Origin of the sequence: Sulfitobacter pacificus, assembly GCF_030159975.1 — a bacterium.
Classification (GTDB): Bacteria; Pseudomonadota; Alphaproteobacteria; order Rhodobacterales; family Rhodobacteraceae; genus Sulfitobacter; species Sulfitobacter pacificus.
This window is the reverse complement of sequence record NZ_BSNL01000001.1, coordinates 963,155-979,329: the sequence shown is the minus strand read 5'-3', so window position 1 is coordinate 979,329 and position 16,175 is coordinate 963,155. Positions and strand designations below refer to the sequence as shown.

Below are 16,175 nucleotides of genomic sequence, written 5' to 3'. Positions count from 1 at the left end.
CCCGTCTGATGGCCTCAATGGGCAAATGATCGCATTCCTGTGAGCCATCTAACGCAACCCCATCCGCAATACCGCAGCACTGGCAAAGGGCATCAGGGCGATGGTGCCCAATGTGATCCCCGCCAGCATCACCAAGGGTGTAGAGGGGTCAAGCCCCATGGCCCCGCGCCGCGCCGCCTCTGCCCCGAAAATCAGGGTCGGCACATAAAGCGGCAGCACCAGCAAGGACAGCAACAGTCCCCCGCGTTTGATGCCAACGGTCAGTGCCGCCCCAAATGTGCCGATGACGGACAGCGCCGGCGTGCCAAGCGCCAGCGACACCACCAGCCAACCATATCCAGAGGGTGGCAGATTTAACAAAACCCCCAACAAGGGCGCAGCCAGCACCAAGGGCAGCCCCGTGGTCAGCCAATGCGCCAAGGCTTTGACACTAACAGCAGCCTCCAGCGGCAAGGGCGCTGTCAGCAAAAGATCCAGCGTGCCATCCTCGTAATCCAGCGCCAGCAGCCGATCGAGCGACAGAAGGCATGCCAGCAAGGCACCCAGCCACAGCACCCCCGGCGCGATACTCCCCAACAGCTCTGCCGTTGGGCCAACGCTAAAGGGCACCAGCGTTGTGACAATCAGGAAGAACGCAAGGCCAAGGCCAAAACCACCCCCTGCCCGAAAGGCCAGACGCAAATCGCGCAGCAGCAGGGCGATCACAGGAAGGCCTCGTCGCTGGTGCCGGAGTAATGATCCGCATGGGCGCGAAACGGTGTGATATCCAACACCTCGGCTTCCAGCCCCAGATCAATATGGGTGGCAATCAGCGCTGCACCACCCGTCGCCAGATGGCTTTTCACCGCGGCTGCAAACATCGACACCGCATCCACATCCAAAGACACGGTTGGTTCGTCCAGCACCCAGATTGGGCAGCCGGTGACCAACAGGCGGGACAGGCCCAAACGACGTTTCTGCCCGGCAGAGAGGGTGCCGGCCAGACGGTCTGCAAGCGGGTGAAGCGCGTAGCTGTCCAATGCGGCAGCAATGTCCCCTTTACCAAAGACCTGCGCCCAGAACTGCAGGTTCTCACGCACGCTTAACATGGCTTTGATCCCATCTGCATGCCCGGCATAAGCGATGGTCTCTTCCGCCCCTGAGATTGCGCCACCGATCGGTGATTGCAGCCCCGCGATGCAGCGCAAAAGCGTGGTTTTCCCGGCCCCGTTTGGCCCGCGAAGGATCAGCGCCTGCCCGGCTTCAAGCGTGAAACCCAGCCCGGTAAGGACCGGCACACCGCCGCGGGCAAGGGTCAGATCCTGAACGCTCAGAAGCATGCCGGTTCAGACCGGAATCAGGGCCAGCGCCACCCTGCGTCCTTCGCTCAGCAGCACATTATAGGTGCGGCAGGCCGCGGGAGAGGACATTGGTTCAGCAGCCAACCCCGCCTCTTGCAGGGCCTCGGCAACATCCTCAGGCAGATGTGCGACATCAGCGCCTGTGCCAACAAACAAGACATCTACATGATCCTTGAGCGCGATCAGCGCTTCCAAATCCGCGAACCCGTCCCAGCCCTGCGAGCCCAACGGTCCGGTGATCACAGGACCGTTGATCAAACGGCCACCGATACGGAAAAACCCCGGACCATAGCCATCCACCGGTGCCGACTCGTTATAGGCGATCTCGTTCAGGCGCATGGGCTATCCTTTCCAAAACGTCAGGCAAAAACTCTGGGGGCCAATCCGAATTGATCCCCCAGGGGCCACCGCCTGATCACACTGTCATGCATCAATATTGGCGTATTGATTGCCCGTATTTGCATCTGGCTTGGACCAATCGCGTTTAACCCCCAGATACAACAGAATCGCAGAGGCGACAAAGATTGACGAATAAGTCCCGACAATCACACCCCAGATCATCGCAAACACAAAGCCCCGGATCACATCACCGCCCAACACAAAGAGCGCGATCAGGGCGATCAATGTGGTGAAAGAGGTCATGAATGTCCGTGCCATGGTTTCGTTGATCGACAGGTTCAACACATCCTTAAGGTCGCGTTTCTTGTATTTGCGCAGGTTCTCGCGGACCCGGTCAAAGACGACCACTGTATCGTTCAGTGAATATCCTACGATGGTCAGAAGTGCCGCGATAATCGCCAGATCAAAACGGATCTGAAGCTCTGAAAAAATGCCGATGGTCAGGATCACATCATGCACCAGCGCCAGCACCGCCCCGGCGGCAAACTGCCATTCAAAGCGCAGCCAGATATAGATCAAAACCGCCCCAATCGCCAGAACCACAGCAATAACAGCGGTTTGGATCAACTCGCCAGAGACTTTCGGCCCGACCGATTCAACCGAGGTGAACTTGATATCCGGGCGTACCGATTGCAACGCTGCCTCGACCGCTTCGATCACTTCATTGGTGACCGCCTCCTGACCGTCCTGTGCCTGAATACGGATCATCGCAACATTCTGGTCATCGCGAAACGACGGATCAAAAACTTCGCTGATGCTGATATCCCCCAGCTCCAGCGCGTCGATGGCCCCGCGATATTCGGCAATATCAACCGCCAGCGGGCTTTCTGAACGGATCGTTGTGCCGCCACGAAAGTCGATGCCATAGTTCAACCCTTGCATCAGGAAGGAGGCGAAGGCGACAACCATCATCAACCCGGAAATGCCCAGCCAGATTTTCCAACGGCTGAAGAAATCGAAATTCGGTGCTTCTTTGAACAGACGCAGACGCATGGCTTAAACCTCAATCGTTTTGGGACGTGCCCGTTCAAACCAGATCACCACCATCAGGCGGGTGACAAAGATGGCTGTAAACACCGATGTCACGATGCCGAAGCCCAGCGTGATTGCGAAACCGCGCACCGGACCAGAGCCCATGACAAACAGGATAACGGCGGTGATCAGGGTGGTGATATTGGCATCGATGATCGCGCTCAGCGCTTTTTCATAGCCCAGCGAAATCGCCCGTGCCGGTCCCTTTGCCGTTTTGAGTTCCTCGCGAATACGCTCGAAAATCAGCACGTTGGCGTCCACCGCCATCCCAACCGTCAACACGATCCCGGCAATACCCGGCAGGGTCAACGTGGCCCCGACAAGGCTGAGCAGGCCAAAGATCATCGCGACGTTGATGATAAGCGCGATATTGGCGAAGACACCAAACAAGCCGTAGCTGACAAACATGAAGAACAACACAGCGACAAAGGCGACAATTGTCGCGACCTTACCTGCATCGATGCTGTCCTGTCCCAATTCCGGGCCGACCGTGCGTTCCTCAAGAAAATCAAGCCCGGCAGGCAAGGCCCCTGCGCGCAACAGGATCGCAAGGTTGGTGGAGGTCTCAACATCGAAGTTGCCGGTGATGATGCCCGATCCCCCCGGGATGTGGCTTTGGATGGTCGGGGCGCTGATCACCTCGTCATCCAGCACAATGGCAAACGGCGCACCGATATTGGCCGCAGTATAATCACCAAACTTGCGCGCGCCCGACGTGTTAAAGCGGAACGACACCGCTGGCCGCCCATTCTGGTCAAAGCTGGGTTGCGCATCGACCAATTCCTCACCCGTCACCACCGGTGCGGTTTCGACCACGTAAAACGCACCCGGTTCATCCAAAGAAGGAATGAGTTTATTTCCGATGCCCGGATTGGCATTGGCGTCCGAGCCACGGCTGACCACAGGGTTGAAGGTCAACTGTGCGGTTGTACCGATGATCTCTTTCAACTCGGCCGCAGATCCGATGCCGGGCACCTGAATCAGGATACGGTCGGCCCCTTGCCGTTGAATTGTCGGTTCACGTGTGCCGACCTCATCAATGCGGCGGCGGATGATTTCCAGCGACTGCTGCATGGTGCGCTCATCCGTGGCTTGTTTTTCAGCCTCGGACAGGGTGACCACAATCACGCCGTCTTCACCGCGCACGTCGATGTCTGTGGCTCCCGCGCCGGTCAGTGTTGGCACCGGGCGCGCCAACCCGCGTACAATCTCCATCGCCTCTGCCATCTTGGTCGCATCATTCAGACGCACCCGCAGTTCATCATCGGGGGATTGCTGGCGGCGCACCGGCGTCAGATCACGCAGGGCGTCGCGGACCTCGGGCCATTGGGCGGCCATGCGGTTGGCATAAACCTCTTCAACACGGACTTCTGCCAGCAAATGCGCCCCGCCCCGCAGATCAAGCCCCAGATTGACCAGCTGTGACGGCATCCATTCCGGCCAAAGCGCCTTTTGCGCCTCAAGTGCCTCGGTACTGCCAGACAGCTCGATCGCGGCAACCGCGTCATTATGTTGCTCGACAGGTGCATAAAAGGCATTTGGCAGAGCAAGCCAAACACCAAGCGCACAGGTCAGCGCGATCAAAATCCGTTTCCACAGATCAATCTGAAGCATATCAGCGCCCTCTCTCAAGCTGGCGGTTTTGAGGTCTGGGGTGGATTATTTCGCAGGTTCAGTCTTGGAAATAACCGTGGCGATGGTCGACTGGATCACGCGGATTTTCACGCCGTCCGCCACTTCGACTTCCAACTCGCCGTCATCCTTGACCTTGACAACCTTGCCGATGATCCCGCCTTGAGTCACCACCTGATCACCGCGCCGCAAGGCTTTGACCATGGCGGCATGTTCCTTGACCTTCTTTTGCTGCGGACGGATCAGCAGGAAATACATGATCGCAAAGATCAGAATAAGGGGAATGAATTGCTCGATACCGGCCATCGTTAAGTCCTTTTGTACGTAAGGGAGGGCCCGCGTTTGCTGCCCTTTGGAGTTTGGCAGAACCTATGCACCGGCGCAGGCGGACGCAAGGTGCAAAGGGGGTATTTGGGTGGACAACTGTGTCGAAATTCAAATGGCGCAAACCCGCTACCACCTTTGCGCGGTTTAGGGCATAACGCCCAGCAACACGACTCAAACCCAAGGACCGCCTCCCATGCATGACATCCGCGCCATCCGTGACACGCCCGAAGCTCTTGACGCCGCCCTCGCGCGGCGCGGCGATGCGCCCATGTCCGCCGCCATTCTGAAACTCGACACGGCGCGGCGCGAGAAGATCGGCACGGCAGAGGCGGCACAGGCAGAACAGAACAAGGCGTCCAAGCTGGTCGGGGCCGCCAAGGCCAAGGGCGATGAGGCCGAATTTGAACGGCTGCGCGCGCTGGTCGGCGAAAAGAAAGAAGAAGTTGCCGCGATGCAGGCCGAGGCCAAAGCACTGGACGCCGAACTGACCGATATGCTGGCCCGCATTCCCAACAGCCCTGCCGAAGATGTGCCTGAAGGGGCTGATGAAAACGACAATGCCGAAGTGAAGAAATGGGGCGACATCCCGGCGTTTGATTTCAAACCGGTCGAGCATTTCGAGATCAAGGGCGTTGCCGCTTCAATGGATTTTGAAACCGCTGCCAAGATTTCCGGCAGCCGTTTTGTATTACTGAGCGGGGCCGTGGCGCGCATTCATCGGGCCTTGTCGCAATTCATGCTCGATACCCATGTGGATGAAAACGGGCTGACCGAAGTGAATCCGCCGGTGCTGGTCGGGGATGACGCCATGTATGGCACGGACAAGCTGCCAAAATTCGGCGAGGACAGCTATCAGACTTCCGAAGGGATGTGGCTGGTGCCAACGTCCGAAGTGCCGCTGACCTATACCGTCGCCGGCGATGTGGTCGAGGAGGCAAGCCTGCCCCGCCGCTATACCGCGCATACGCTGTGCTTCCGCTCCGAAGCCGGATCAGCGGGCCGCGACACCTCTGGCATGTTGCGTCAGCACCAGTTCGAAAAAGTCGAAATGGTCAGCGTCACCCTGCCCGGGGAAAGCGACAATGAGCAACAGCGCATGCTGCGCTGCGCCGAGGATATTCTGGAACGTCTGGGCATCCCCTACCGCACGGTGCTGCTGTGCACCGGCGACATGGGTTTTGGCGCACGACGCACCTTTGACATTGAGGCTTGGGTGCCGGGCCAAGATACCTACCGCGAGATTTCGTCGGTCTCCACCACCGGTGATTTTCAGGCGCGCCGCATGAATGCACGGTTCAAACCCAAGGATGGCGGCAAACCGCAGTTTGTGCATACGCTGAACGGATCGGGACTGGCCGTCGGGCGCTGCCTGATCGCGGTGCTTGAAAACGGGCAGCAGGCGGATGGGTCTGTGACCCTGCCGGCGGTGCTTGGCCCCTATCTGGGCGGCAAGACCACGCTGACCGCCGCGGGGAAACTGGCCTAAGTTCAAGCCGTTAGAATTTGCATTTACGTCCTAAGGTTCTAGGTTTCTTAATAGATCTGGAACCGAAGGACATGACATGCTCAACGCCCGCTTTGCTTTTGCCCTTGCCTGCTTTCTGCTGAGCCTGCTTTTCGCGGCCTCCCCCCTGTTTGTTGAAGGGTTCGCGGGGTTTGACCCCAACCAATTCCCTGTTCCGCAAGACAATCCGCCGGTACAACCCGCCGGCTATGCCTTTGCGATCTGGGGAGTGATTTACGGCTGGCTGATTCTCGGCATGGGCTGGGGGCTGCTCAGGGCACATCATGACGGGCAATGGCACGACATGCGCAAACCCTTGGCGGTATCGCTGCTGGTCGGCACGGTATGGCTGGCCGTGGCAGTGGCAAGCCCCGTCTGGGCCAGCCTATTGATCTGGGTGATGTTGTTGGCGGCGCTGGCTGCCTTGTTCCTTGCCCCCGTGAATGACCAGACCTGGGCGGCATGGCCCGTGGGCCTTTATGCCGGTTGGTTGTCTGCGGCATCCTGTGTGTCGCTGGGGCTGCTGACGGCGGGCTATGGTTTTTTGGACCAAAACACCGCTGCGATTATTTTTACAGGGCTTGCCATCATCATCGGTGGCTTTGTGCAAAGCGCGCTGGGGCGTGCCCCGACCTATGGCATCGCGGTGATCTGGGCGCTGGTCGCCATCGTGGTCGCGAATTTGGAGACGGCCCCAATGATTGCCTATATTGCCGGTGGCGGGGCACTGGTGATGCTTGTGCCCACGCTTAAGGCGTTTCGCGCGATGTGAGGCGGTATCGCTTTCTTTCAAAGAAAGCGGTCAGAAACTCTGAAAACGTCCAACCGCCTCAGTCGCGGCGGCGCCCGTCGGTGTGTTTGCGCAGCTTGCTTGGCGGAGCCTTTTTGCGGCCCTTATAGGGGTTCGCATCATTCTGCCCCCGCATCCACAGACGAATCGGTGTGCCCGGCATGTCGAAATCGACCCGCAGATTGTTGACCAGATACCGGCTGTAACTTTCCGGCACCTTGTCAGGATGGCTGCACATCACCACAAACCCCGGCGGACGCGTTTTCGCCTGCGTCATATAGCGCAGCTTGATGCGTTTACCCTGCGGCGCGGGGGGCGGATGTGCCTCCATCATGCCCGCGAGCCAGCGGTTCAGCTGCGCCGTGGTCACGCGCCGGTTCCATGTCTCATAGGCCCGCATGATCGCTTCGTGCAATCGGTCCAGCCCCCTGCCAGTCTTGGCGCTGACCGTGATCAGCGGCGCACCGCGCAGCTGTGGCAGCAGGCGTTCAAAGCTCTCCTTGAGCCCCTTCAACTTGGCCTGACGGTCCTCCTCGATGTCCCATTTGTTCACCGCGATGATCACCGCGCGGCCTTCACGCTCGGCCAGATCGGCGATGCGCAAATCCTGCTGTTCAAAGGGAATTTCCGCATCCAGCAAGACAACAACGACCTCGGCGAATTTCACTGCGCGCAGACCGTCGGAAACGCTGAGTTTCTCCAGCTTTTCCTGCACCTTGGCCTTTTTGCGCATACCCGCAGTATCAAAGATACGCATCGGCACGCCGTTCCATTCCTTGCGCAGGGAAATCGCGTCACGGGTGATCCCTGCCTCAGGGCCGGTCAACAGGCGATCTTCGCCCAGAATCTGGTTGATCAGCGTCGATTTGCCCGCGTTCGGGCGGCCCACAACCGCAACCTGCAGAGGTTTGGCATTGGTGGGCATTGGCACCGCATCGGGGTCGTCTTCGTCCTCTTCGCTAAGGTCCACATCGGTTTCCGGCGCGTCATCGGCTGCACGTTCAGCATGGGCATCGGCCAGCGGCACCAGCATGGCATAAAGATCGTTCAGCCCTTCACCATGTTCGGCTGACAGGCTGATCGGCTCACCCAGACCCAGTGAATAGGCCTCAAGTGCGCCGGCCTCGCCTGCTTTGCCTTCCGCCTTATTGGCGGCCAGAATCACATGGGCAGAGCGTTTGCGCAGGATGTCCGCGAACACCAGGTCGGACGGGGTGATGCCTACACGTGCATCGACCATGAAAAGACAAACATCGGCCATATCCACCGCGCGTTCCGTCAGACGGCGCATGCGGCCCTGAAGGCTGTCATCGGTGACTTCTTCCAGACCAGCGGTATCAATGACGGTAAAACGCAGATCGGCCAGCCGCGCGGCACCTTCGCGCAAATCGCGCGTCACACCGGGCTGGTCGTCGACCAGAGCAAGACGTTTGCCGACAAGGCGGTTGAACAATGTGGATTTGCCCACATTCGGGCGGCCCACGATGGCAAGGGTAAAGGACATTTCACAGCTCCATCGGCCCAAAATACATCGCGCAGGGCCGGATCAAGCTTGGCCTTTAGACCATTTCGCGATCAACGGAAAGCAAGCAATTGGCCTTTGCGCGAAACCACATATAGGGTGCCGCCCGCCACAACCGGCGCAGTGGTCGCTCCGCCGGGGATCTCGACGCTGCCAGCCAGCGCACCGTTCACCGGATCAAAGCTGCGCAGCATGCCATCATTTGACGCCACGATCACACGGCCTCCGGCCACAACCGGACCATGGTGGGTAAAGATTTCCGACTGGCGGTTTGGTCGCGATTTTACAAAATTAGGCAGGGGCACACCCCAGATCCGGCTGCCGTCAGAGGCATCAAGGCGCAGAAGCTCGTTCAGGTCAGAGATCACAAATACGCTGCCCCCGGCTGGCCAGACCGGACCAATGGCCCCATCCCGCGCGGTCCAGATCTTGTCGCCGCTGCCAAGGTTGAGCGCAGACAGGCGACCGGACTGGTTGCCCGCAAACAGCCGATTGCCAGAGATCACCGGTGCGGAGGTCACATCAGAGATTGACGACAAGGCGCGCCCGGGCCGTTTGCCCAGCACGGCAGAGGTCCAGCGCGACAGGCCACCTTGACGGAACACCGCCTGAATTTCACCGGAACCATACGAAAAAATTGCCAATTGGTCAGTCACCGCCGGTGCAGGGGTGCCCAAGACGTTGTTTGCGCTGCTGCTGCCGCTGGTCTGCCATTCGATCCGGCCATCGGTCTTGTTCACGGCCCACCCCGTGCCGTCGCCTGCCGTGAGATAGACCAGATCACCATAAACCGTGGGCGCGCCAGAACCGGAGGCATCAAGGTCCTGCGTCCAGCGGATGCCACCTGTGGCAACGTCCAGCGCCGCCAGAACCCCGTACCCGATAGAGACGTATAAGGTGTCACCCTGTACTGCCAGGCCACCGCCAGATCCCTGCCCCTGTTTGTCACTGGCAGGTGTCAGATCGCGGGTCCACAGCGTTGCACCGGAGGTTGAGGTCGCTGTCACCTGTGCGCCCGCGTCCAAGGTAAATACGCGGCCCGCGTCTACAACGGGATCTGCAGTAATGCGGTAGCGGCGGCTGTCACCGTCGCCAATGTCAGCCGACCATGCCAGCTGCGGTGCGCTGCGCAGTGCAGGGTGGGATACACGGTATTTCGCGGTGCCCGTTGCATGTGTCCAACTGGCGTTGTTCTGGGCTGCGCCAAGCGAGATCGGGCGGCTGGTGTTCTCTTGCTGGCCTCGGTCTACATCCGCAGCGACCAGCGTAGTGTTTTGCAACACTGCGCTGACGTCTTCGCGCGGCCCCGGCAGATAATCCTCGCGTTCGTTACAGGCACCAAGCAACAGGGTCGCCGCCAACACGGGCAGCCCCCAGAGTTTTGCCTTTCCCGATACCGTCCCGAACACCGTCGAATATGTCATGGCCCTGCTCACTTTATGCTTACTCGCTCTTTTACCCTTTTGGCCTTGGCCAATGCAGGGTCGTCGATTAGTTGCCTTGGATGACGTCGCCGCTGGGGGTCAAATCAGCTGAATTTGGCACCACAGGCTCGCCGCCCAAGGCCACAATTACCTGTAGGGCGCGTTGTTGCAAGTCTGAGCTCACCTCGGCATCATCGACAATAGCCTGATAGGCCGCGATGGCCGCTTGCACATCCCCGGTTTCAATCTCGATCAGCGCCAGTTGCTCTTCGGCCAGCAGGCGCAGCGGATTGCCCGGTTGCGCCATGCCTGCGAACATTTGGCGTCGTTCTTCAGCGGGCACATCCGCACCATTCAGGGTCATCGCCTTGAAGGCGGCAACCTGACGGTAGATTTCCGGCACCTCGCCATTCACGGCCAAGGCGTTCAGCGTATCCGCCGCCGCCTGAGCGTCACCCGCTTCAACCTGCGCAGAGGCGGTCATCATATCCAGCACCGCTGAAGACAGTGCAGTAGGAGCTTCGATTTCAGCCAATGCAGCCACACGATCAGATCGATTATCGACAGAAAGGGCGGCGAGCATCGCATCCCCCAGCCCTTCGGCCTGCGCACGGTTCTGCGCCTTGGTGTATTCGGAATAGGCCGCCCCGCCAACAATCGCGAGAATCGCCAGCACCGCGATCCAGCCATAGCGGCGCAGCAGACCGTAAAGGCGATCCCGGCGGACCTCTTCGTTTACCTCTTCAACAAAACCGTCTGTGTTGCTCATGAACGCGCCCCGTACCCCAGTGTTTGGCCCCTCTTATCCTGTGGCGGCGGGCAAGCCAAGTCCCGCCTGCATGCACCGCTTTGCCCAGCATTGCAGCAAAATTCCAATGGTCTGTGCTGGAAGTGCAAAAAATTTAATATCTAAACTAGTTAGTTCAGTTGTCTTGCATTACATAGCACCTAGCGACGTCGGGTAAGGTACCCGTCAGATGTGATACGAGGGTCCTACATGCGCTTTTTCTCAATCCTGGCCGCTGTGGCACTTACAGTCATTCTTGCGATGTCCATTCTGGCACGCCCCCAGCTTGCGGCGCTGTTCGGCGGCTCAGAGGCCGAAGCCGCCGTGGGCAAGATGCCTGCACCCGACGAAGAAAGCAGCACACCAGAGGCCGCCCCCGAGAAACGGGTCAAGGTTCTGGTGCGCAAGGTTCAGGGACAAGAAGTCGACAGCGCGGTCATCCTGCGCGGCGAAACCGAGGCCGCACGACAGGTTGATGTGCGCTCCGAGACCTCGGCGATTGTGACATCCGAGCCGTTGCGCAAAGGCACGCGTGTTGAGGCCGGGGACGCTATGTGTGTGCTGGATCCGGGCACCCGAGGGGCCGCCTTGGAAGAGGCCCGCGCCCGACTGTCCGAAGCACAATCGCGCCTGCCAGAGGCTGAAGCCCGCGTTGAAGAGGCCCGCGCCCGCCTGCAGGAGGCCGAGATCAACCAGAACGCCGCCTCCCGTCTGGGCAAGGACGGCTTTGCCTCCCAGACCCGTGTCGCCGGGGCGGATGCGGCTACGGCAACCGCCAAAGCAGGCGTCAGCAGCGCCACCTCTGGCCTGTCTGCTGCCCGCTCTGGCATCGAATCGGCCACTGCCGCCGTTGCAACCGCCGAGAAAGAGATCGAACGTCTGGTCATTTCCGCCCCCTTCAGCGGCCTGCTGGAAAGCGATACCGCCGAACTGGGCAGTCTTTTGCAGCCCGGTGCGCTTTGCGCCACTGTGATACAGCTGGACCCGATCAAACTCATCGGTTTTGTCCCGGAAACCGAAGTGAACCGTGTTAAACTGGGCGCGCAGGCTGCCGCGCGGCTGGCCGCAGGCGGGCGCGAGGTCTTTGGCAAAGTGACCTTTCTGTCGCGCTCTGCTGATGCGCAAACACGCACGTTCCGGGCCGAAATCGAAGTGTCCAACACCGACCTGAGCATCCGCGACGGCCAAACCGTTGAAATCGTCATCGCATCGGCCGGGGTGAAGGCCCATTTGATCCCGCAATCCGCCCTGACGCTGAATGACGAGGGTGATCTGGGTGTGCGGCTGGTTGATGCAGAAGCGGTTGTGGCCTTCGCCCCGGTTGGCATCATGCGCGACACCGCGTCGGGCGTCTGGGTCACCGGCCTGCCGGAGACCGCAGATGTGATTGTGGTCGGACAGGAGTATGTCACCGCCGGGGTCACCGTGGCACCGACATGGGAAGAGGTATCACAATGACTGGTATCGTTGACTGGGCCGCTTCGCGTGCCCGGATGGTTGTCGCCTTTATCCTGCTCAGCCTTGTCGTCGGCGGATATGCCTATTCCACCCTGCCCAAGGAAGGTGAGCCGGACATTGAAATTCCGGCACTGTTTGTCTCGGTTCAATTCCCCGGCATTTCTGCGGCGGACAGCGAGACCCTACTGGTCAAACCGATGGAAACCGAACTATCCGATCTGGACGGGCTGAAAAAAATGTCCGGCACGGCGGCGGAAAACTATGCCGGTGTGGCGCTGGAGTTTGAATTCGGCTGGGACAAGACCAAAATCATGGCCGATGTGCGCGATGCCATGTCAACAGCGGAAAACCTGTTCCCGGACGGGTATGAAAAATACTCGATCAACGAGATCAACTTTTCCGAATTTCCCATCATCATCGTCAATCTGACCGGCCCCGTACCGGAACGCACCATGGCGCGTGTGGCGCGTGACCTGCAGGATGACCTTGAAGGGCTGGACGCCGTGCTTGAGGCCGGTCTTGCCGGAAACCGGGATGAAATGCTTGAGGTGATCATCGATCCCTTGCGGCTGGAAGCCTATAACGTCACAGCCGATGAACTGATCAATGTCGTTCAGAACAACAACCAGCTGATTGCCGCGGGCGAGATCGAAAACGCCCAAGGGGCGTTTGCGGTCAAGATCCCCTCTTCCTTCAGCGAACCGCGTGATGTCTATGCCCTGCCCGTCAAGATCAATGGCGATCGTGTGGTAACTCTGGGTGATCTGGCGCAGATCAACCTGACCTTTGAAGATCGCAAAGGAACCGCACGTTTCAACAGTGAAAAGACCCTGGCGCTTCAGGTGGTGAAACGCAAAGGTTACAACCTGATCGATACCTCCAAACTGGTGAAAGAGATTGTGGCAGAGCGTTCCGCCAACTGGCCGGACGGGTTAAAGGCGGCGGTCACGGTCGGCACCTCGAACGACCAAAGCCGGGTGGTGGATTCGATGGTGCAGCAGCTCCTTGGTTCGGTTTTTACCGCCATTGCGCTGGTGATGATCGTGGTGCTGGCTGCCCTTGGCATCCGCGCCGCGCTGCTGGTCGGCTTTGCCATCCCGACATCTTTCCTGCTGTGTTTTGCCTTCCTTGCCTTGATGGGCATCTCCATCTCCAACATCGTGATGTTCGGCTTGATCCTTGCGGTCGGCATGCTGGTCGACGGGGCCATTGTGGTGGTCGAATATGCGGATGCGCGTCAGCAACAGGGTGATGGCCCGATGCAGGCCTATACCGAAGCGGCCAAGCGGATGTTCTGGCCGATCATTTCCTCAACCGCGACCACGCTTTGTGCCTTCCTGCCGATGCTGTTCTGGCCCGGTGTGCCGGGGCAGTTCATGGGCATGCTGCCGGTGACATTGATCTTTGTTCTGTCTGCCTCTCTGGTGGTGGCCCTGATCTATCTGCCCGTTATGGGCGGGGTGACCGGGCGGCTGGAACGTTGGATGGCGGATAATATGGAAGCCATCGCCGGTCTGCGCTGGTATCTGCATCTGCTGCTGTTTCCGCTGGCGCTGGTCATGATCATGTTGCCGATGTCGCTGATGGAACCGCTTTTTGGTGTCATCTCATCACAGTTTGCTGCCATGGACGGGTTGAATGTGCTGGGTTCGGTGATTCCGACCTTCGTAGCCGTCTTTCTTTGTGTTGTGGCTCTGGTGGCCTTGCTCACCATTGGGCTGGCCGGTGGCATGATGGCCTTGCTGGCTTTCTTTGGTGTCTTCACCCGTGCTGGGCGCGGGGGCCGCTGGATCACTGCAAAACTGTTCCGCAGCCCCCCGGACCGCATCGAAGCCGGGTATCGGCGCAACGGCTTTGGCCGTTTGATGGCGCTGCTGGTGGGCAACCCGGCGATGCCGCTGGTCACCGCCGGGGTGGTCTTTGTCTTTGTCGGCACGGTGATGATCTTCTTTGGCAATAACTCCAAAGGGGTTGAGTTCTTTGTGGAATCCGAGCCGGAGCAAGCCATCGTCTATGTGCTGGCGCGCGGCAACCTGTCACTGGATGAAAAGGACAAGCTTCTAAAACAGGCCGAAGAGATTGTTCTGAAACACCCCGGCATTCAAACGGCCTTTGCCTTTGCCGGCGAAGGTGGGCTGAACAACAATACCGGCGGCGCGCAATCGCCCAAGGACACCATTGGCCGCATTCAACTCGAAACCATCCCCTGGGAAGACCGGCCAGAGAAAGTGACCCCGCTGTTTACCGTGCCGCTGCTGGGATTTGACATCAACCGCACCACCCAGGATCCGGCCTATGACGGTGATGTCATCATCGCAGAGCTGAGCGAACAACTTGCGGCATTGCCTGGGATCAGAACAGAAACCCTGAACCTTGCGATGGGCCCCGCTTCTGGCAAGCCGGTGCATCTGCGGATCAAATCCGACAGTTTTGACGATTTGATGTCCGCAACGGCGCAGGTACGGGCAGAGTTCGAAGAGGTCCCGGGCCTGACCCTGATCGAGGACACACGCCCCCTGCCCGGCATTGACTGGCAGATTGATGTGGATGTGGAAAAGGCCGGCCGCTATGGCGCAAATGTGGTTGCCGTGGGCGCGATGGTACAGCTGGTCACGCGCGGGCTGCTGCTGGATACGATGCGGGTGGAAAGCTCGGATGAGGAAATCGAAATCCGTGTACGCCTGCCCGAAGACGACCGCGTACTTAGCACATTGGACACGCTTAAGGTGCGCACGCTGGATGGGTTGATCCCGCTCAGCAACTTTATCACCCGCACCCCTGTGCCCAAGCTGGCAGAGATCAACCGCGTGGATCAAAAACGCTATCTGGATGTCAAAGCGGATGTGGCACCGGGGCTGATGAAGGTGGTCAAAACCACCCGCATTGACGGTGTCGACGTTGACACAACGCTGGCCACCCTGCGCCCTGCTGGAAATGACGCCGATATCACCACCGCAGACGGCACCGCGTTCAAGATCACCCAGCGCACCGAGGCCGCACGTGGTACCGACCTTGTGGCGGAGATCGAGGCGGGCGCGCTGCGTCTGCTGCCGATCAACCCGAACGAGAGGATCGCGGAAATCACCAAATGGCTGGATGAAAAACCGCTGCCCTTTGGTGTGACAACGGAATGGACCGGCGATCAGGAAGATCAGGCAGAAAGTCAGGCCTTCCTCAGCTCTGCTTTCACTGCGGCACTGGGGTTGATGTTCATCATCCTGCTGGCGCAGTTCAACTCTTTCTATAATTCCGTGCTGGTGCTGCTGGCAGTGGTTCTGTCAACCACCGGTGTGCTGATCGGCATGCTGGTGATGGATCAGACCTTTTCGATCATCATGACCGGTACCGGGATTGTCGCCCTTGCCGGCATTGTGGTGAACAACAATATCATTCTGATCGACACCTATCAGGAATACGAACGCTACATGCCCCGGATCGAGGCGATCATCCGCACCGCACAGGCCCGCATCCGCCCGGTATTGCTGACCACCATCACCACCATGGCAGGGCTGGCCCCGATGATGTTCGGCCTGAGCCTCGATTTTGCCGAAGGAGGCTATACCATCGACAGCCCGACCGCCCTGTGGTGGAAACAGCTGGCCACGGCGGTGGTGTTCGGCCTTGGCATTGCCACGGCGCTGACCCTGCTGGTCACCCCCTCGATGCTGGCGATCCGTGTCTGGGCTACAACCTATATCCGCTGGATCGCCCGCCTGCTGGCTAAAATGTCGATGGGCCGTGCCAGCAAGGCCGCCCGCGACTGGGCCTTGCAACGTGACACGCGCCGCCGCATGGCAGAGGAGATCATCTGGGATACGGATACTTTGGCGTCAACACAACCGGCACAGGCCTCCACCTCTGCATCCCCGCTGTCACCAGCCGAATAACGCTGATCAAGCAGATGTGAGCGCCTCCCCCCTCACATCTGCGATTGATTTGGCTAGGATCACGAGGCTTTAC

The 16,175-nt window shown here is 59.4% G+C and carries 13 protein-coding genes; 4 read left to right on the top strand and 9 right to left on the bottom strand.

From position 1 onward, the window contains the following. Positions 1-48: 48 nt before the first annotated feature. The 6 genes from ccmB to yajC all read right to left on the bottom strand — a co-directional run bounded on the left by ccmB (position 49) and on the right by yajC (position 4,709). The gene (ccmB, locus tag QQL78_RS04955; protein ID WP_284371129.1) at positions 49-705 is read right to left on the bottom strand and encodes a heme exporter protein CcmB; all 657 of its coding nucleotides are present in this window, start codon (positions 703-705) and stop codon (positions 49-51) included. Next, on the bottom strand, positions 702-1,319 hold the full coding sequence (gene ccmA, locus QQL78_RS04950; RefSeq protein ID WP_284371126.1) for a heme ABC exporter ATP-binding protein CcmA: 618 nt from the start codon (positions 1,317-1,319) through the stop codon (positions 702-704). Before ccmA ends, ccmB begins: the two co-directional genes overlap by 4 nt. A gap of 6 nt (positions 1,320-1,325) precedes the next feature. Next, on the bottom strand, positions 1,326-1,679 hold the full coding sequence (locus tag QQL78_RS04945) for an Mth938-like domain-containing protein (RefSeq protein ID WP_284371125.1): 354 nt from the start codon (positions 1,677-1,679) through the stop codon (positions 1,326-1,328). Positions 1,680-1,763: 84 nt separating this feature from the next. Next, entirely contained in the window at positions 1,764-2,732 is a 969-nt protein-coding gene (gene secF, locus QQL78_RS04940; protein ID WP_284371123.1) for a protein translocase subunit SecF, read from the bottom strand. A 3-nt stretch (positions 2,733-2,735) separates the two neighbouring features. Further along, a complete protein-coding gene (secD, locus tag QQL78_RS04935) occupies positions 2,736-4,385 on the bottom strand; it encodes a protein translocase subunit SecD (protein ID WP_284371121.1) in 1,650 nt (549 codons plus the stop codon). A 45-nt stretch (positions 4,386-4,430) separates the two neighbouring features. Continuing rightward, positions 4,431-4,709: a preprotein translocase subunit YajC gene (gene yajC, locus QQL78_RS04930; RefSeq protein WP_284371119.1), complete on the bottom strand. Its 279-nt coding sequence runs from the start codon at positions 4,707-4,709 to the stop codon at positions 4,431-4,433. A 214-nt stretch (positions 4,710-4,923) separates the two neighbouring features. Here yajC and serS point away from each other — a divergent pair, with 214 nt between their 5' ends. Beyond that, positions 4,924-6,216 carry a serine--tRNA ligase gene (serS, locus tag QQL78_RS04925; RefSeq protein ID WP_284371117.1) on the top strand — a complete coding sequence of 431 codons (1,293 nt, stop codon included), beginning with the start codon at positions 4,924-4,926 and terminating at the stop codon, positions 6,214-6,216. A gap of 76 nt (positions 6,217-6,292) precedes the next feature. Then, positions 6,293-7,006 (top strand): tryptophan-rich sensory protein, encoded by a 714-nt coding sequence (locus QQL78_RS04920; RefSeq protein ID WP_284371115.1) that lies wholly within the window; start codon positions 6,293-6,295, stop codon positions 7,004-7,006. A gap of 58 nt (positions 7,007-7,064) precedes the next feature. On the opposite strand, the gene der is transcribed toward QQL78_RS04920, so the two are convergent. The 3 genes from der to QQL78_RS04905 all read right to left on the bottom strand — a co-directional run bounded on the left by der (position 7,065) and on the right by QQL78_RS04905 (position 10,739). Then, a complete protein-coding gene (der, locus tag QQL78_RS04915) occupies positions 7,065-8,528 on the bottom strand; it encodes a ribosome biogenesis GTPase Der (RefSeq protein ID WP_284371113.1) in 1,464 nt (487 codons plus the stop codon). Between the two features lie 71 nt (positions 8,529-8,599). Beyond that, positions 8,600-9,970 carry a PQQ-like beta-propeller repeat protein gene (locus QQL78_RS04910; protein WP_284371111.1) on the bottom strand — a complete coding sequence of 457 codons (1,371 nt, stop codon included), beginning with the start codon at positions 9,968-9,970 and terminating at the stop codon, positions 8,600-8,602. Between the two features lie 67 nt (positions 9,971-10,037). Continuing rightward, positions 10,038-10,739 carry a hypothetical protein gene (locus tag QQL78_RS04905; protein ID WP_284371109.1) on the bottom strand — a complete coding sequence of 234 codons (702 nt, stop codon included), beginning with the start codon at positions 10,737-10,739 and terminating at the stop codon, positions 10,038-10,040. 228 nt (positions 10,740-10,967) lie between these two features. On the opposite strand from QQL78_RS04905, the gene QQL78_RS04900 reads away from it, so the two are divergent. Together QQL78_RS04900 and QQL78_RS04895 are read left to right on the top strand one after the other, a co-directional pair. After that, on the top strand, positions 10,968-12,215 hold the full coding sequence (locus QQL78_RS04900; protein WP_284371107.1) for an efflux RND transporter periplasmic adaptor subunit: 1,248 nt from the start codon (positions 10,968-10,970) through the stop codon (positions 12,213-12,215). Beyond that, entirely contained in the window at positions 12,212-16,102 is a 3,891-nt protein-coding gene (locus QQL78_RS04895) for an efflux RND transporter permease subunit (protein WP_284371105.1), read from the top strand. Before QQL78_RS04900 ends, QQL78_RS04895 begins: the two co-directional genes overlap by 4 nt. The last annotated feature ends 73 nt before the right edge of the window (positions 16,103-16,175 follow it).